The sequence below is a fragment of the Pseudomonas sp. HMSC065H01 genome, assembly GCF_001815235.1.
GTDB classification, from domain to species: domain Bacteria; phylum Pseudomonadota; class Gammaproteobacteria; order Pseudomonadales; family Pseudomonadaceae; genus Pseudomonas; species Pseudomonas aeruginosa.
The window spans coordinates 54,917-70,349 of the sequence record NZ_KV819855.1 but is presented as its reverse complement, the minus strand read 5'-3'; the positions used below and the strand labels follow the sequence as shown (position 1 = coordinate 70,349).

Below are 15,433 nucleotides of genomic sequence, written 5' to 3'. Positions count from 1 at the left end.
GCGCCAGGCGCCGCGGGCCTCCGTTCGTCCGCCAGGCCGCCGGCCCACGGGCGCGCCACAGTTCACAACTTCGCTCCTGTGGAAGACACCTATCAATTCGAACAGTGCCCGGCCGGCCGAAGGGCCGCGGTTCGTACCGCCGCACCGAACCGCGCCCGCTTCAGCGCGTCAGACGACGATGTCGGCCTGGGTCGCCTGGCCGATCAGATTGATCGCGAAATCGGCATGGGCGTCCCCGCTGAAGTCGATCGCCAGGCTGCCGGCCTTGCTCGCCGCGTCGTAGGACAGGATCGCCTGGCCGGCCTTGCCGGCGAAGGCGTCGACGTATTGCAGCACCAGCCCGCCGTTGACGAAGGCATCCAGCCCGGACAGGTCGATCTTGTCCTGGCCGCTGACGAAGTCGCGCAGGGTATCCGGCGCCGCCGCGGAGGACTCGGCGATATCGCCGTAGACGAAGGTGTCGGCCCCCGCGCCGCCCCACAACTGGTCCGCGCCGAGGCCGCCGTAGAGGATGTCGTTGCCAGCGCCGCCCTTGAGCACGTTGGCCACGTCGTTGCCGATCAACAGGTCGCTACCCGAGCCGCCGATGGCGTTTTCCACGGTGACCCCGGCAGCGATCGACACATTGCCCTTCAACCCGCCGACATCGGACAGCGCCTTCTCGTTGAGGTTGATCTTCTGGTTCTGGCTGAAGCCGGAGAAGTCCAGGGTGTCGTTGCCGCCGGCGTCCCACACCGAGAACACCAGCTTGGAACTGGACGAGGTGGCGCTGTAGAAGTCGCGCTCGGTGTTGGAGTTGAAGCCGTACACCGTGTCGCCGGTGCGGGTGGTCAGGTTGGCCCCGTAGAGCTTCTGGATCGCCGCGATGTCGTCCAGCAGCGGTGCCGAGGAATAGGCGCCCTTGAAGTCCTGGCCGGTGTTCTGCTCTTCCCAGTAGCTCATCACCGAATAGGCGCGGGTGTCCTCGGCGTAGGTAGCGTCGGCGTAGGTGGGATCGCCCTCGCCGGCGTTGTAGTCGCCGGGGTGGCTCAGGCCCAGGGTATGGCCGATCTCGTGGGTCAGGGTCTGGCGTCCGTAGTTGCCGTTGGCCGGATTGACGTTGGCGCTGTAGCTGCTGTTGATCAGGTACCAGGATTGCCCCTTGAGCGCATCCGGTACATCCGGCAGGAAGGCGAACGCCGCACCGCCGACACTACTGCTGAAGTTGCCGAAGGTCAGGTCGCCCTGATCGCCCTGGCCGGCGTCGACGAAGTGGATATTGGTGACGTCCGCCCAGGATTGCAGCGACAACTTGGCCTGGGCCTGCTGCTGCGCGGAAAAGGCGCTGAACTTGCCCAGCGAGTAGATATCGCTGACATACTTCCACGGCGTATTGAAGAAGTCGTTCGGTTTGGTCAGGAACGAATAGGACAGGGTCAGCACCGAGTCGCCCGGCGCTTTCTGCCAAGACGCCTGTTCGCGGAGGATCTGCTCCGCCGCCTGGTCGACGGTATAGGACGGATGGCCATTGACCAATTCGTCCCCGCCCCGCGCATAGGCATGCAGGAAGTTGTCTACCTGGGTATACGCATCGCTACGACCTTTCAATGCAAGAGAATTGCTGGACATTGTCATATCCCTTTAAGTTGTAAAGGAAATAACTCGGATACAATTATCGGATGGATAATTGCAGTTATCGGCCAGATCAGGCCGAAGTCCAAACTGACACAGCTCATTTTCCAATGTCCACAGGTTTCATGAAAAAAATTAAGCTGCACTTAAAGCATATGCACGAACGAATTCCGCATATATGAAATCATGCAGGAAAGATAAACTACCGAAGACACTGGAATATTATAAAAACCGTTTCATATAAATAGCGCCTTATTGAAAAAACAATTCCATGCGTATTGTTCGACCTCTGTCGACCCGCCCGGGACATCGACTTCACGCCAGGCGAACAATTGCCTGCACGTCCTTCGCGGTCTCAATTGAGCGCGCTCCGGTTTTCCTCCGTATCGGTCTTCGACAGGGTGTGCAGCGGCGCCGGGCAATCCGTCGTCGCGCAGTCGCGGCGGCGCGCCGGCGTCTCGCCGGAAACGAAGTTCGCCGCCACCAGTTCCAGGTCGGCTTCGTCCAGCACCCCGGCGTAGAAACGCAGGCGTGCCCAGGCCGTGAGGTAGTCGTACTTGGCCTTGGACAGCTCGTTCATCGCGCTGTACAGCGCCTGCTCGGCGTTCAGCAGGTCGAGGTTGACCCGCACCCCGGCGGCGATGCTCTTGCGCGTGGCCATCACCAGCGTCCGCGCCGAATCCACGGTCATCTCGTAGGCGCGGATCTTCGCCGCGCTGCTGCTGCTCTGGTTGTACATCTTGCGCACCTGGTTGAGGGTCTCGCGGACCTTGTCGTCCAGGTCGTAATGGCTCTTCTCCATGCGATGCGTGGCCTGGCGCGTCGCCGCCAGGGTCTCGCCGCCGGAGAACAGCGGAACGCTCAACTGGATGCCGACGCTGTCGGTCTCGTAGCGCTGGTTGTAGGTGTTCTCCGAACCGGACTTGGACTTGCCGGTGCTGGCGTACAGGCCCAGGCGCGGCAGGAAGTCGGCGCGGTTCTGCTCGACCTCGTAGCGGGCCACGTCCACCGCGTGGCGCAGCGAGGCCAGCTCGGGATTCTCGGCCAGCGCCAGGTCGCGCCAGGCGGTGTAGCTGGCGGGGCTCAGCGGGCGCACCTGGAAGCGTTCGCCGAGCGGCGCCAGGTCGGCGATCTCCAGCGGCGCCCCGACCAGCCGCTCCAGCTCGCGCAGGGCGGCATCCTGGCTGTCCCGCGCCTCGATTTCCTGGGCCTGGGCCAGGTTGAAGCGGGCCTGGGTCTCCAGGGTGTCGGTGCGGGTGCCGTTGCCGCGCTCGAACTGGCGCTGGTTGAGCTGGAACTGCTCGCGGTAGGAGCGTTTCTGCGCCCGCGCCAGTTCGATCTGGTCCTGGGCCAGCAGCGCGCCGGTATAGGCTTCCAGGACCCGGACCAGCAGTTCCTGGCTCTGGCTGCGGAAGCGCTCGTCGGACAGCAGCGCCTGGGCCACGCCCTTGCGGTAGCGGCTGAAGGCCTCGTAGTCGAACAACGGCTGTTGCAGGCTGAGGGTGGAGACGTAGCTGTCGTAGTCGCGGTCTTCCTTGAAATCGCCGCGGGTGGTGGTCTGGGTCACATCGGACCAGCTGCGCCCACGGTTGTAGCTGTACACCAGGCGCGGCAGCAGCGCCGCGCGGCCGAGCGCACGGTATTGCCTGCCGGCCTCGTGCTCCTGGATCGCGGCCTGGAACTGCGGGTCGTTCTCCAGGGCCAGGTGATAGCCGTCCAGCAGGCCGAGGGCGAAGGCGTCCTCGCGCAGCAGCAACAGGAAGGCGCCGAACAGCCAGGTCATCAGGCGGCGCATGGTCATCGGTCAGTTCTCCGCCAGCGCCACGTGGGCGCGGTCGAACAGGGGCTTGAACAGGTAATTGAGCAGCGAGCGCTCGCCGGTGCGGACGAACACCTGCACCGCCATCCCCGGGCGGATCTGCAGGCCCTTCAGCTTGCCCATCGCGGCCGCGTCGACCTGGGCGCGCAGCGCGTAGTAGGGCTGCTTGTTCTGCTCGTCGAGCAGGCGGTCGGCGCTGACCATGGTCACCTCGCCGGTGACCCGCGGGGTCTTGCTCTGGTTGAAGGCGGTGAACAGCATCTCCACCGGCAGCCCGCTGTGGATCCGGTCGACCAGGTTCACCGCGAGCTGGCCCTCCACTTCCAGGCTGTCGCTGTTGGGCACGATGTACATCAGCAATTCGCCGGGGCCGATCACCCCGCCATCGGTGAACACCTTCAAGCCGGCCACGTAGCCGCTGACCGGCGCGCGGATCTCGGCGTGGCGCAGTTCGTAGCGCGCCGAGGACAGCTCCTCCCAGAGCGTCCGCGCATTGACCTGGGTTTCCGCCAGTTGCCCGTTGACTTCCTTGCGGTACTCCTCCTCGCGTTGGGCGATGCGCATCTGCGCCTCGGCGATGCTCTGGCGGATCTGCCCGAAGCGACCGCTGCTCTCCGATAGCCGGGCGTTCACCTCGGCCAGTTGGCGCTCCTGTTCGAGCAACTGGTTGCGCGGCATGTAGCCTTCCTCGGCGAGGTCGCGCGCACCGCTCAACTGGCTGTTCAACAGGCGTTGTTGCAGGCGCTGGTTGCCCTCGGTCTGGCGCAACCCTTCGAGCTGGGCGCGCAGCCCCTCGATGTTCGCCCGCAATGCGGAGAGTTCGTTGGCCAGCGCGGTCTGGCGGCTGTGCAGCAACTGCCGCTGCAACTCCAGGCGCTCGCCGAGGGTCGGCAGCGGGGCCTGCTCGGCCAGCCCCGCGGGCATCTCCAGGGTCCGCCGGCCGTCGTATTCGGCCTGCAGGCGCGCCTGGTTGAGCCGCGCGTTGGCGTACCGGTTGAGCAGCGAATCGACGTTGGCCCGGGCCTGGGTCGGTTCCATGCGGATCAGCGGCTCGCCCGCCTCCACATGCTGGCCGTCGCGCACTAGGATGTGCTTGACCACCCCGCCCAGCGGATGCTGCACCGACTTGCGCTGGCCGGAGATGATCACCGTGGCCGGCACCGCCACGCCCTGGTCGAGCGGCGCGAAGGCGGCCCAGAGCAGCGCGCCGCCGAAGCCGAACAGGACCAGCAGCCAGCCCAGTCGCGCATAGGCGTTCTCGTCGCGTTTCACCGTGCGGGTCATTCCACACCTCCCTGGCGCGGCGCGGCCACCACCTGCGGCGCGCCGTAGCCGGCCACCCGGTAGTCCGCGCGCTGCTGCGACGCCGACGCGGCGCGCTGGTTGTTCAAGGCGGCGAGCACCTGGTCGCGCTCGCCGTACAGGTGCAACTGGCCGGCGTTCAGCGCCAGCAGGCGGTCGGCGCAACCCAGCACGCCGGCCCGGTGGGTGATCAGCAGCACCGTGCAGCCACGCGCCTTGAGCGCCTGGATCGCCGCCAGCAGCGCCTGCTCGCCGCTGTCGTCGAGGTTCGAGTTGGGTTCGTCGAGCACCACCAGGGTCGGCGCGCCGTACAGCGCCCGGGCCAGGGCGATGCGCTGGCGCTGGCCGCCGGAAAGCCCGGCGCCGCCGACGCCGAGCACGGTGTCGTAGCCCTGCGGCAGGCGCAGGACCAGTTCATGGACCCCGGCCAGGCGCGCCGCCTCCACCACCTTGTCGGCCTGCACCTCGCCGAAGCGGGCGATGTTTTCCGCCACCGTGCCGGCGAACAGTTCGATGTCCTGCGGCAGGTAGCCGATGCGCGGGCCGAGGGTCTCGCGCTCGTACTGGCGGATCTCGGCGCCGTCCAGGCGCACGCTGCCGTGCAGGGTCGGCCAGATGCCCAGCACTACCCGCGCCAGGCTCGACTTGCCGGAGCCGGACGGACCGATCACGCCGACCACCGAGCCGGCCGGGATCGCCAGGGTCAGGCCACGCAGGGTGCGCGCCTCGCTGCCGGGCGGCGCCGCGTCCAGCGATTCCAGCAGCAGGTGGCCACGCGGCTCGGGCAATTCCATGCGCCGCTCGCGGGCGGGGAATTCGTCGAGCAGGCCGCTCAGCCGGCGATAGGCATCGCGCGCCGCGCCCCACTGCTTCCACACGCCGATCAGTTGGTCGATAGGCCCCAGCGCACGTCCCATCAGGATCGAGCCGGCGATCATCATCCCCGGGGTGATGCGTCCCTCCACCGCCAGCCAGGCGCCGAGGCCGAGCACCAGGGATTGCAGGGCGATGCGCAGGTATTTGCTCAGCGCGTTGATCCGCGCCGCGCGCTCGCTGGCCAGGCTCTGCTGGTCGAGGAACGCCTGGTGCAGCCGTTCCCAGCGCCCGCGCATGCTGCCGAGCATGCCCATCGCCTCGATCACCTCGGCGTTGCGCAGGTTGTTGCTGGCCAGTTGGCCGGACTTGATCGACAACTCGCCGGCCTTGGCCAGCGGCGCACGGGTGGCGCGTTCGTTGAACCAGGCGAGGGCCATCAGGGCCAGCGCGCCGACCAGCGAGAGCAGGCCGAGCCAGGGGTCGAAGAGGAAGATCACCAGCAGGTAGACCGGGAACCAGGGTGCGTCGAAGAAGGCGAACAGCGCCTGGCCGGTGATGAACTGGCGCAGGGTGGTCAGGTCGTGCAGCGCCTGGCTGGCCTCCTGGCCGCCGGCGCGCAGGTTGCGTTCGAAGGCGGCGGCGTAGATCCGCCCGTGCAACTGGCCGTCGAAGCGTTCGCTGACCCGCACCAGGACGAAGCTGCGCAGCGCCTCCAGCGCGCCCATGAAGACGAACACGCCAAGCGCCATCAGGGTCAGCATCAACAGGGTGACTTCGTTGGCCGAGGACAGCACGCGGTCGTACACCTGCAGCATGTACAGCGAGGGCACCAGCATCAGCAGGTTGATCACCCCGGAGAACGCCGCCACGCTGCGCAATGCGCCGCGGCTGGCCGCCAGGGCCTGTTTGATTTCGTTGGTAACGCTGGAACCGAGCCTTGCCATCGAGCGCGCTCACTTCTGCCACGACTGCCGCTGGAATCCCGAATGAGCCCGGATGGCACCTCCCTGTGCCGGGCGTTCCCTCGCCGTCAGGCGGCCAGGGCCTGATGCTCCGGCGCCGGGTCGGCGCCGATCAGCTGGATTGTCGGCGGCGCCGCTTCGCCGCCGTGGCCGAGCAGCGCCGCGAGCACCTTGCCGGCCCCGTCCAGTGCGCTGTGCGCGGTATCCCCGGCGATACCGGCGACGATCGACAGGTCATTGTCGAGGTCATGCACCAGCTCGATCTGGCCCTTCGGCCCGACCCCGGCGACATCGACACCGGCAATCGTTTGCGCATACAGCTTGCTGTCGAAGTGCAGGTCCAGCGTCGGCAGCGAGACACCGATGTCCTTGACCACCGGCACGTAGCCGAGGATGCCGCCGACGATGGGCAGGTCCTTGAGGGTCACCTCGTTCCAGCTCAGCAGCTTGACCTCGTTGTAGCTACCCAGCTCCAGGGTGCCGCCGAGATTGGCCACGCCGAGGTTGTAGCTGGGTCCGGCGATACCGTAGAACTTGGCGCTGAAGCCTTCCTTGTCGACCGAGCCGACCACTCCCAGGCCGCCGAGGTTGAGCGGCGCCAGCACCGGCACCAGCGGCGCGGTGATCGGATTCAGCGCCAGGGCTGCGGTGACCAGCGGAGTCAGCGGCGTCTCGCCGCCGAAGGTCAGGCCTTGCTCGGTGAGGGAGACGTTGATCGGCAGCGGGCCGAGGATGCCGCGGCTATCGGGAATCACGCCCTGGTCGTGATTGCCGCCGAGCAGCGAGCCGATCACATTGACCCCGAGCAGGCCGTCGCTATTGCCGAGGCTTAGCGAGCCACCCTGGTAGGCGGCGTGGTAGAGATCGTTGGCGGCCTTCAGGCTGTCGCTGCCGAATTCCCAGGCATGGCCGACGGTGGCACCGACGCCCTGCCCCAGGTCACCGACCAGCTTCAGGTAATCCTCCGGCTCGACGCGCCCGTGCAACAAGTCGTCGGCGATCGCCAGCGAGTTGCCGGCCAGCCCGCCCAGCGTGCCGACCGCGGAGCCTACGGTGTCGAGGGCGTCGCCGGCGATCTCGCCGAGCGTGCCGGCCACCGCGCCGACCGTACCCTCCAGCGCCTGCTCCACGCTGGCAACGGCGTCATGCACCGATGTAAGCGCTTCGTGCACCTGCTGCTCCACGGCGTCGACGGTGGAGCCCACCAATGTCCTGGCCACGTCCGCCACCGCCGTGACGGCGGTGGCGGCCACCTGCGTCGCACGCTCGTAGACCTGGCCGAACAGGTTCGCGGCTGCATTGAATAATCCCATCTTCTGTTCCTCGATTGAGTTGTCTCGGTTATCGCGTTTCCGGCGCAGGTCGCTGTTTACCGACCGAACCGGTCACGCGGTTAAGCGCAGTCAGTGAGTTCCGCGAGAAAACGGAACGCGGGTACCTGAAAGTTCATCAGGCCTGGCGACAACTTGTTTTTATTGGAAGACAGGAGCCCCCCGAGGGCGAAACCCATTTAATCCCGAGCAGCCCGCAACAGAGCGCTCTCCACCGCTTCGCCTGTTAAGTAGGACTAACATGGGAAAGGCAAATTTGTACCACCACTTAAATCAGTTCAATACTTTGGTTGGGCATACCGACCTGTCAGTTCTGCCAGGTGGATTTCCAAGCCCCTGATTCCTAAACGGATTATTGACGCTTTTAATTAATATCGAATGACGGACGGTCGCCCCGGTACGAACTCTGACGAAAATCAGAAATGAAGAAAGGGTTATATCCTTATGCACCAAAGTGCCGAGCCGCCCTCGCGGCGTGCCCAACTAGCGTGCAACTTCGGCAGCGCCCTCTTCGAAGAAGCGAATGACACTTTTGCGTGGCTCATAAGGAATACTCTTATTACGTGAAGCGCATCACAAAATATTGAATCGAACAGTCCAGGCGGATTGTTTTCTCCTGGTAAACGATGATTAACGGCGCGCTCCAAGGCCGGGTTATTTCAATGAATCGCTTCAGCCAACGCCTTGCCTGCCGATAGCCTCTGCCGTCACCCGTTCCCGCCCTTGCTCCCCGCCTTGCCTGCCCCTATCCTGCGCCCGTCACGGCCAAATCCGTGACCGGGTTTGACAGCCCGAAGAGACGGCGCGATGCGCCGAGCGGTGCATGCGAAAGCAGCGAATGCTTTTGCAGGCATCGGCTCGACCGCAGTTTTCCAACTGCGGGCCTTCATGGCGGATCGCGTGGGGAGACCCTCGTGGTCTGCCGGTTCCGTTTCCCGGTCTGTCAACCCTGCGCGATCCTGCCTCCATCGATTGACAGCGAAGGCGGCAGGTCATGTGACTCTCAGAAACGGAGTACCCAGCATGACGAAGGATGAAAAGGAAAAGACCCACGTCGACGCAATCATCGAACGCTACAAGGACCTGATGGTCGAGATTCCCCCCGCCGACCGGCAACCCGGTCTCTCCCTGCTCTGGCCGGTTCCCGCCCAGCCCGCCATCGACAAGGGCGTCCGCCAGGCCGAGAACTGGCTTGCCGACCAGATCGAAGGCCAGCTCTGGACCGCCTTCGCCTTCGGCCGCGACAGCCTGCCCACACCGATGCAGAAGACCGCCTTCGAAGTGGCCTTCCTGACGCGCCTGCAGCAGCGCCTGGTAGCCGATCGACGTTCCGGTTGACCCGACCATGGCGAATGACGCCGGTGGCGTCGTTCGCCCCGACGTCAGGTCTCCATCGCGGTCTCGGGCACCGCGTACGAAATCGTCGCCAGGCTCCGCCTCGCGGTAACGGTCGAGCGCCCCCGTGCGCCATCCCGCCCAGCCGGATTGAACGCAAGCGCACCCACCGCCCTCCTATGTTCCATACGACCCACCACCTCAACCGGAACCGAGCAAGACTCCGCAGACATGGCACAGCCTTTCACCATCGAACCGGACCCGAACACCCTCGACCATCCACCGGCCTTCCTGGCCAACGGAGGAGCGGTCGGGAAACTGTTGCTCAGCCTCGACGCGGCCGGTTCGCCCCTCGGCCCGCCGGACGCCTGGTCGGCGAGCCTGAAGACGACGATGGCCACGCTGCTGCCGGCCAAGGCGCAGATCGTGCTGTTCTGGGGCGCGAAATTCGTCGCCCTGTACAACGATGCCTACGCGCCGAGCATCGGCGACAAGCATCCGCGCGCCCTCGGTCGGCCGGCGATAGAGAACTGGCGGGAGCTGTGGGATGACCTCGAACCGCTGCTGCGCGGGGTGTACGAGACCGGTGAAACCTTCGCGGCAAAGGATCGGCCCTTCTACATCGAACGCCATGGACGCGGCGAGACGGTCTATTTCGACGTGTCCTATTCGGCGGTGCGGGAAACCGACGGTTCCGTCGGCGGCGTGCTGTGCATCGTCACCGAGACCACCGAGCGGGTGCGTTTCGAACGCCGCCAGGCGTTCCTCCTGGAACTGGGCCAGACCCTGCCGTCCCTGGCCGATCCCCTGGAGATCGAAGCCACCGCCCTGCGCCGGCTCGGCGAGGAGCTGGGCGCGTCGCGGATATTCTTCGGCGAGGACAACGGCGACGGCATGACCTTCCAGGTCCATCGCGACTATCTCCACGACGGCCGCTCGGCGGTCGGTCGGCATCGCTACCTGGCGTTCGGCGCCACCCTGTCCGGCGAACTGCATGCCGGACGCAGCGTGGCGCGGGAAGACCTCGCCGGGGAGCGCGGCATGAGTCTCGACGAGGCGGCGAGCCGCGCGCGCCTGGGGCTGGGCGCCACGCTGCACGTCCCGGTGCTGCGCCACGGCCGGCTGGAGGCGCTGCTGGCGATCCACTTCGCCCATCCGCAGGCGCTCGGCGAAGATCCGCGCCGCCTGGCGGAGGAAGCCGCCAAGCTGGCCTGGACCTCGCTCACCCATGCCCGCGCGGAGCTGGCGCTGCGCACCAGTTCCGCGCAACTGGCGGCGATGTTCGACCAGGCCAGCGCGGGCATCGCGGTATGCGACCGGAACTGGCGCTTCACCCGGGTCAACGATCGCTACTGCGAGATCGCCGGCCGTTCGCGCGAGACCCTGCTCGGCCTGCGCATGCAGGACATCCTCGACCCCGCCGACTTCGCCCTCCCCGCGGCGCCAGGCGGAGCGACCGGCGCGGCGTTCGAGATGAGCGGCCGCTACGTTCGCCCCGACGGCGATACGGTGTGGGTGCAGAACCAGGTCACGCCGCTGGTGGACGAGCAGCATGCCGCCAGCGGCCTGCTCTGCGTGTGCATGGACATCAGCGCGCGGGTACGCGCCGAGAACGAGCTGCGCGAACTCAACGAAAGCCTGGAAGAACGTGTCGCGACCATGCTCGCCCAGCGCGAAAGCGCCCTGGCGCAGCTTCACGAGGCACGCAAGATGGAGATGGTCGGCCAGTTGACCGGCGGCATCGCCCATGACTTCAACAACCTGCTGACGCCGATCATGGCCTCGCTGGAACTGATCCGCCGGCGGCTCGACGACGCCCGCTCCACCGACCTCATCGACGGCGCGCTACAGTCCGCCGAACGGGCGCGGAACCTCGTCGGTCGCCTGCTCACCTTCGCCCGCCGGCAAACCCTCAAGCCGCAGGCGGTGGCCCTGCGCGAGCTGGTCGAAGGCATGCACGACCTGATCGAGCGCTCGCTCGGCCCGACCATCGAGGTCCGCATCGAGATCCCGGAACGCCTGCCTGCGGTGGTGGTGGATCCGCACCAGTTCGAACTGGCCATCCTCAACCTCGCGGTGAACGCCCGCGACGCCATGGGCGAAGGCGGCCGCCTGGAAATAGGCGCGCGGACCGACCTGGTGATCGACGGCGCGGTGGACGGTCTCGGCGCCGGCCGCTACGTGTGCCTGGAAGTCGCCGACAACGGCGGAGGCATGCCCGCCGAGGTGCTGGCCCGCTGCATGGAGCCGTTCTTTTCCACCAAGGGCGTGGGCAAGGGCACCGGCCTCGGCCTGTCGATGGTCCAGGGCCTGGTCGCCCAGTCCGGCGGCGGCCTGGGCATCCACTCAGAGATCGGCAAGGGGACCCGGGTGAGCATCTGGCTGCCGATCACCGCGGAGCAGACGCAATCCACCGCAGAAAGCTGCCCGGACGCACCGGAGGCGTCGCGGCCGACCCACGTGCTGCTGGTCGACGACGACAGGATGGTGCGCTACACCACCGCGCTGCTGCTCGGCGATCTCGGCTACCAGGTCAGCGAGGCGGCGTCGGCGGAGGAAGCCCTGGGCGAGGTCGAGCGCGGCCTGGCGCCCGACCTGCTGGTCACCGACCATCTCATGGCCGACAAGACCGGCGTGCAGCTTGCCGAGGAACTGCGCCAGCGCTTCCCGCAATTGCCGGTGCTGGTCATCACCGGCTACGCCAACCTCAGGCCCGAGCAACTCAACGGCTTCGAGGTGTTGACCAAGCCGTTCCGCCACAACGAACTCGCCGAACGCCTCGCCCGGCTGCTGGAAGCCTCGCCGTGAGGCCCCGGGACGGCGGAACGCCTCAGCGCACGCGCTCGCGGCTCTTCACCGCCAGGTCCAGGGCTTTCTGCATGTCCAGCCGCGCCGAGCGGCCGACGTCGCGGTGGTCCAGGCGGTAGCCGCGCTCCGAGGGCAGGATCGGTGCGGTGAGGTCCTCGGCATCGGCCGGCTCGAAATCGTAGTCGCCGCCGATGGTCATGGCGCTGCGCCGGAGCAGCATGCGGATCTCCTCGGGTCGCAGCCGCGGGTTGAGGGAAAGCATGGCGGCGACCGTGCCGGCGACCATCGGCGTGGCATAGGAGGTGCCGCAGTGCACCTCGCCCCGCGCGTCCCGCTCCAGGGTCGAGGCATGGGTACAGGCGGCGGCGGTGACATCCACCCGCATGTCGACGTTCGAGGTGCTGCGCTTGACCGCGTAGGCCGGGTCGTCCACCGCCAGGCCTTGGCGCTCGCTGCGCTGGTGGCCGCCCACCACCAGCAACTGCTCGGTAACGAAGGAGGACGGCAGGCGGTATTCGTCGGTACCGGAGTAGGACGAGCCGTTGCCGGCGGAGTTGACCACCAGCACGTCCGGATGCTCCTTGCGCAGCCAGAGGAAGAACTCCTCGAGCAACTCCTCGTAGCCGCTCATGGCGATCCCCGAGCGCACCAGCGAATCCACCTCGTCGCCATCGACGTCGCGAGCGCCGACGCGGTGGATGCCCCAGCTCCAGTTGAGCACCCGCACGCCATCCTCCACCAGGTTCACCGAGGCGGCGACGTTGGCCGTGATGCCAGCATCCGAATTGCGCTCGACGATCACTTCGAAACCCTGGCTGGCGCGGTCCAACCCACGCAGGAAACCACTGTTGCCGCCCTGGTCCCAGCGCGCGGCGAGGATGCCGGCGACCGTCGAACCGTGGTTGTCGGGACGTTCGGCATCGCGCGCGTAGAGGCAGGTACGCGGTGCGGGCGCCTTGCAGGGGCCGAGGTAGTCGGCGAAGTCGGGAGCGTCGAAGTCGACGTCGCGCTCGATCACCCCGATGCGCACCGGGCGGGTCTCCAGCGGCGCCTGGCGGGCGCGGACCCGACGCTGGTAATAGTTCACCGCGTCCATGAAACGATTGGCCGCCCACTCGTCGGAGTCGCTGTCCGGCTTGTCCACGGGCCGGCGCGCCGCCTCGGTTTCCTCGCCCTTCTCCGGCGCGGACTCCTCCACCACCACGGCGTCCACGCTGGTCTCGCTGCCGATGCGGAGGACCAGCGCGTCGCGCTGGACGAGGTCGCGCGCCGGCAGGCGCAACTGGTAGAGGTTCAACGGCGGTATCGCGCCGACCACCCGCGCGCCATATTTATCGGCCAGGCGTTCGGCCTCCCGGCGACCGTCGTGGTTCTCCTCGATCAACAGGCTGACCAGGTCGACGTAGGTGGTCAGGCCATCCATGTTCTTCGCCACCTCGTCGGGACCGGCGGCGAGCACATGACTGCCGTTCAGGGTCAGCCATACCGGATTGCTGCTGCGCCCGCCCTGCTCCAGCCAAAGCGGACCGCTGGCGTGGCCACGGCGGTCCAGGCGGAGCCGCAGGCCGTCGCCCTCGCGCCGCAGGGCGGTGGCCGGCAGTTCACGGCCGTCCAGCAACAGGCGCGGCAGGCCGGCGCCCAGGCCGCGCACGCGCAGGCACCACTCCTGCCGCTCGCTGGCCAGGAGATCGCCGCAGCGCTCCAGGCGCTCCAGGCGCAGGGGTGTTTCGGCGGCGACCAAAGGACTGCCCAGGGACGCGAAAAGGATGGCGAAAACGGCACGGCGCAGCGGCATGGACTCGGCTTCCGGAACGGGGACCTATTGTTCCGACCGCCTGGCGAAACGCTTCGTTCAGGTTGAAGGCGGGCGCAGGCTAGCCCGCCAGTTGCTCCAGCGCTCGCCGGGTGACGCCATCGATATAGCCCGGCTCGCCATAGATGCGCGCCAGCAGGATGGCGCCTTCGAAATCGGCCACCAGTTGCCGGCCGCGCTCCAGCGCCTGCGCCTCGTCGAAGGCCGGGCGGTAGAGCTGGGCGAAGGCTTGCGCCCAGTCGTCGAGGAAACTGCGGATCGGCGCCATCAGCTCGCTGCGACCATAGCTGGCGTCGACCGCGACCACGCCCATCAGGCAGCCGATGCTGTCGTCCTGGAACAACCGGGCGGCCTTGCGGCCGAGTTTTTCCAGGCGCTCGCGGGGCGTCAGCAGCGGGTCGTAGGCGATGCTGAAGAGCGTCTCGGCGAGCCGCTGGTGGGTCCATTCGAGAACGTCGCGGAGCAAGGCTTCCTTGTTCGGGTAGTGGTGGTAGAACGAGGCCTTGGTCAAGCCGCAGGCGCTGGACAGCATTTCCATGGTGGTGCCGTGGTAGCCGTAGCGACGGAAGGTGCCGGCGCAGCGCTGGAGAAGCTCGTCGCGGGAGATTTTCAACGGACGCACGGAAGGTTCCTGCTCTCGATCAAAGACGTTGATTCTATGCCATAAGCCTTGGCGCCTCAATTTGACGGTTACCGAATGTTTGTTTAGTTTTTACAAACCGAATGTTCGGTAGGTAACTAGAAGAAGTTTCCGCTCCACCAACCCAAGCACAGGAGAGAGGCATCATGAGCGAAGCCAACAGCGGCCCGGGCCGCGTCACCCGAGAGCAGCGCGGTCATCTGTTTCTCATCGGCCTGGACCGCGCGGGCAAGCGCAACGCCTTCGACAGCGCAATGCTGGCGGACCTGGCGCTGGCCATGGGTGAATACGAGCGCAGCGAGGAATCCCGCTGTGCCGTGCTCTTCGCCCATGGCGAGCACTTCACCGCCGGGCTCGACCTGATGGAACTGGCACCGAAGCTCGCCGCCAGCGGTTTCCGCTATCCGGACGGCGGCGTCGATCCCTGGGGCGTGGTCCAGCCGCGTCGGAGCAAGCCGCTGGTGGTCGCGGTGCAAGGCACCTGCTGGACCGCCGGGATAGAGCTAATGCTCAATGCCGACATCACGGTGGCCGCGCGCGGCACGCGCTTCGCCCATCTGGAGGTGCTACGCGGCATCCCGCCGCTGGGCGGATCCACCGTGCGCTTCCCGCGCGCGGCGGGCTGGACCGACGCCATGCGCTACATCCTCACCGGCGATGAGTTCGATGCCGACGAAGCCCTGCGCATGCGCCTGCTCACCGAGGTGGTGGAACCCGGCGAGGAACTGGCACGGGCCCTCGAATACGCCGAGCGGATCGCCCGGGCCGCGCCGCTGGCGGTGCGCGCCGCGCTGCAATCGGCGTTCCAGGGGCGCGACGAGGGGGACGATGCGGCGCTGTCGCGGGTCAACGAGTCGCTGGCCGCGTTGATCGGCAGCGAGGACGTCCGCGAGGGCGTGCTGGCGATGGTGCAAAAGCGCGCGCCGGCGTTCAAAGGCCGCTAGCTCCCCTGCGGGTCGACCCCCGGTCGCTCCGCTCCATCTCTCCTGCGGAAAC

The 15,433-nt window shown here is 67.0% G+C and carries 10 protein-coding genes; 3 read left to right on the top strand and 7 right to left on the bottom strand.

All coding sequences use genetic code 11. The annotated features are described in order from the left end of the window. Positions 1 to 168 precede the first annotated feature (168 nt). The 5 genes from aprA to aprX form a co-directional block, all read right to left on the bottom strand. The gene (gene aprA, locus HMPREF3014_RS05940) at positions 169 to 1,608 is read right to left on the bottom strand and encodes a serralysin family metalloprotease AprA (RefSeq protein ID WP_003159842.1); all 1,440 of its coding nucleotides are present in this window, start codon (positions 1,606 to 1,608) and stop codon (positions 169 to 171) included. Positions 1,609 to 1,966: 358 nt separating this feature from the next. Further along, entirely contained in the window at positions 1,967 to 3,412 is a 1,446-nt protein-coding gene (gene aprF, locus HMPREF3014_RS05935) for an alkaline protease secretion protein AprF (RefSeq protein WP_003110827.1), read from the bottom strand. Positions 3,413 to 3,415: 3 nt separating this feature from the next. Beyond that, positions 3,416 to 4,714, bottom strand: a complete 1,299-nt coding sequence (gene aprE / locus HMPREF3014_RS05930) for an alkaline protease secretion protein AprE (protein ID WP_003082540.1) — start codon at positions 4,712 to 4,714, stop codon at positions 3,416 to 3,418. Then, positions 4,711 to 6,492, bottom strand: a complete 1,782-nt coding sequence (aprD, locus tag HMPREF3014_RS05925) for an alkaline protease secretion ATP-binding protein AprD (protein ID WP_003082539.1) — start codon at positions 6,490 to 6,492, stop codon at positions 4,711 to 4,713. Before aprD ends, aprE begins: the two co-directional genes overlap by 4 nt. Positions 6,493 to 6,578: 86 nt before the next feature. Continuing rightward, positions 6,579 to 7,823 carry a type I secretion system-dependent protein AprX gene (gene aprX / locus HMPREF3014_RS05920; protein ID WP_003122213.1) on the bottom strand — a complete coding sequence of 415 codons (1,245 nt, stop codon included), beginning with the start codon at positions 7,821 to 7,823 and terminating at the stop codon, positions 6,579 to 6,581. Positions 7,824 to 8,864: 1,041 nt separating this feature from the next. Here aprX and HMPREF3014_RS05915 point away from each other — a divergent pair. Next, positions 8,865 to 9,179, top strand: a complete 315-nt coding sequence (locus HMPREF3014_RS05915) for a LasR-specific antiactivator QslA (protein ID WP_003106944.1) — start codon at positions 8,865 to 8,867, stop codon at positions 9,177 to 9,179. A 228-nt stretch (positions 9,180 to 9,407) separates the two neighbouring features. After that, positions 9,408 to 11,984 (top strand): PAS domain-containing protein, encoded by a 2,577-nt coding sequence (locus HMPREF3014_RS05910; protein WP_023087647.1) that lies wholly within the window; start codon positions 9,408 to 9,410, stop codon positions 11,982 to 11,984. 22 nt (positions 11,985 to 12,006) lie between these two features. Here the strand turns inward: HMPREF3014_RS05910 and HMPREF3014_RS05905 are convergent, their stop codons facing one another. After that, positions 12,007 to 13,779 (bottom strand): S8/S53 family peptidase, encoded by a 1,773-nt coding sequence (locus tag HMPREF3014_RS05905; RefSeq protein WP_003086721.1) that lies wholly within the window; start codon positions 13,777 to 13,779, stop codon positions 12,007 to 12,009. Between the two features lie 79 nt (positions 13,780 to 13,858). After that, positions 13,859 to 14,419, bottom strand: a complete 561-nt coding sequence (locus HMPREF3014_RS05900; protein ID WP_003086720.1) for a TetR/AcrR family transcriptional regulator — start codon at positions 14,417 to 14,419, stop codon at positions 13,859 to 13,861. 164 nt (positions 14,420 to 14,583) lie between these two features. Between HMPREF3014_RS05900 and HMPREF3014_RS05895 the strand changes: the two genes are divergently transcribed. Further along, positions 14,584 to 15,381: a crotonase/enoyl-CoA hydratase family protein gene (locus tag HMPREF3014_RS05895; RefSeq protein WP_009876100.1), complete on the top strand. Its 798-nt coding sequence runs from the start codon at positions 14,584 to 14,586 to the stop codon at positions 15,379 to 15,381. Positions 15,382 to 15,433 lie beyond the last annotated feature (52 nt).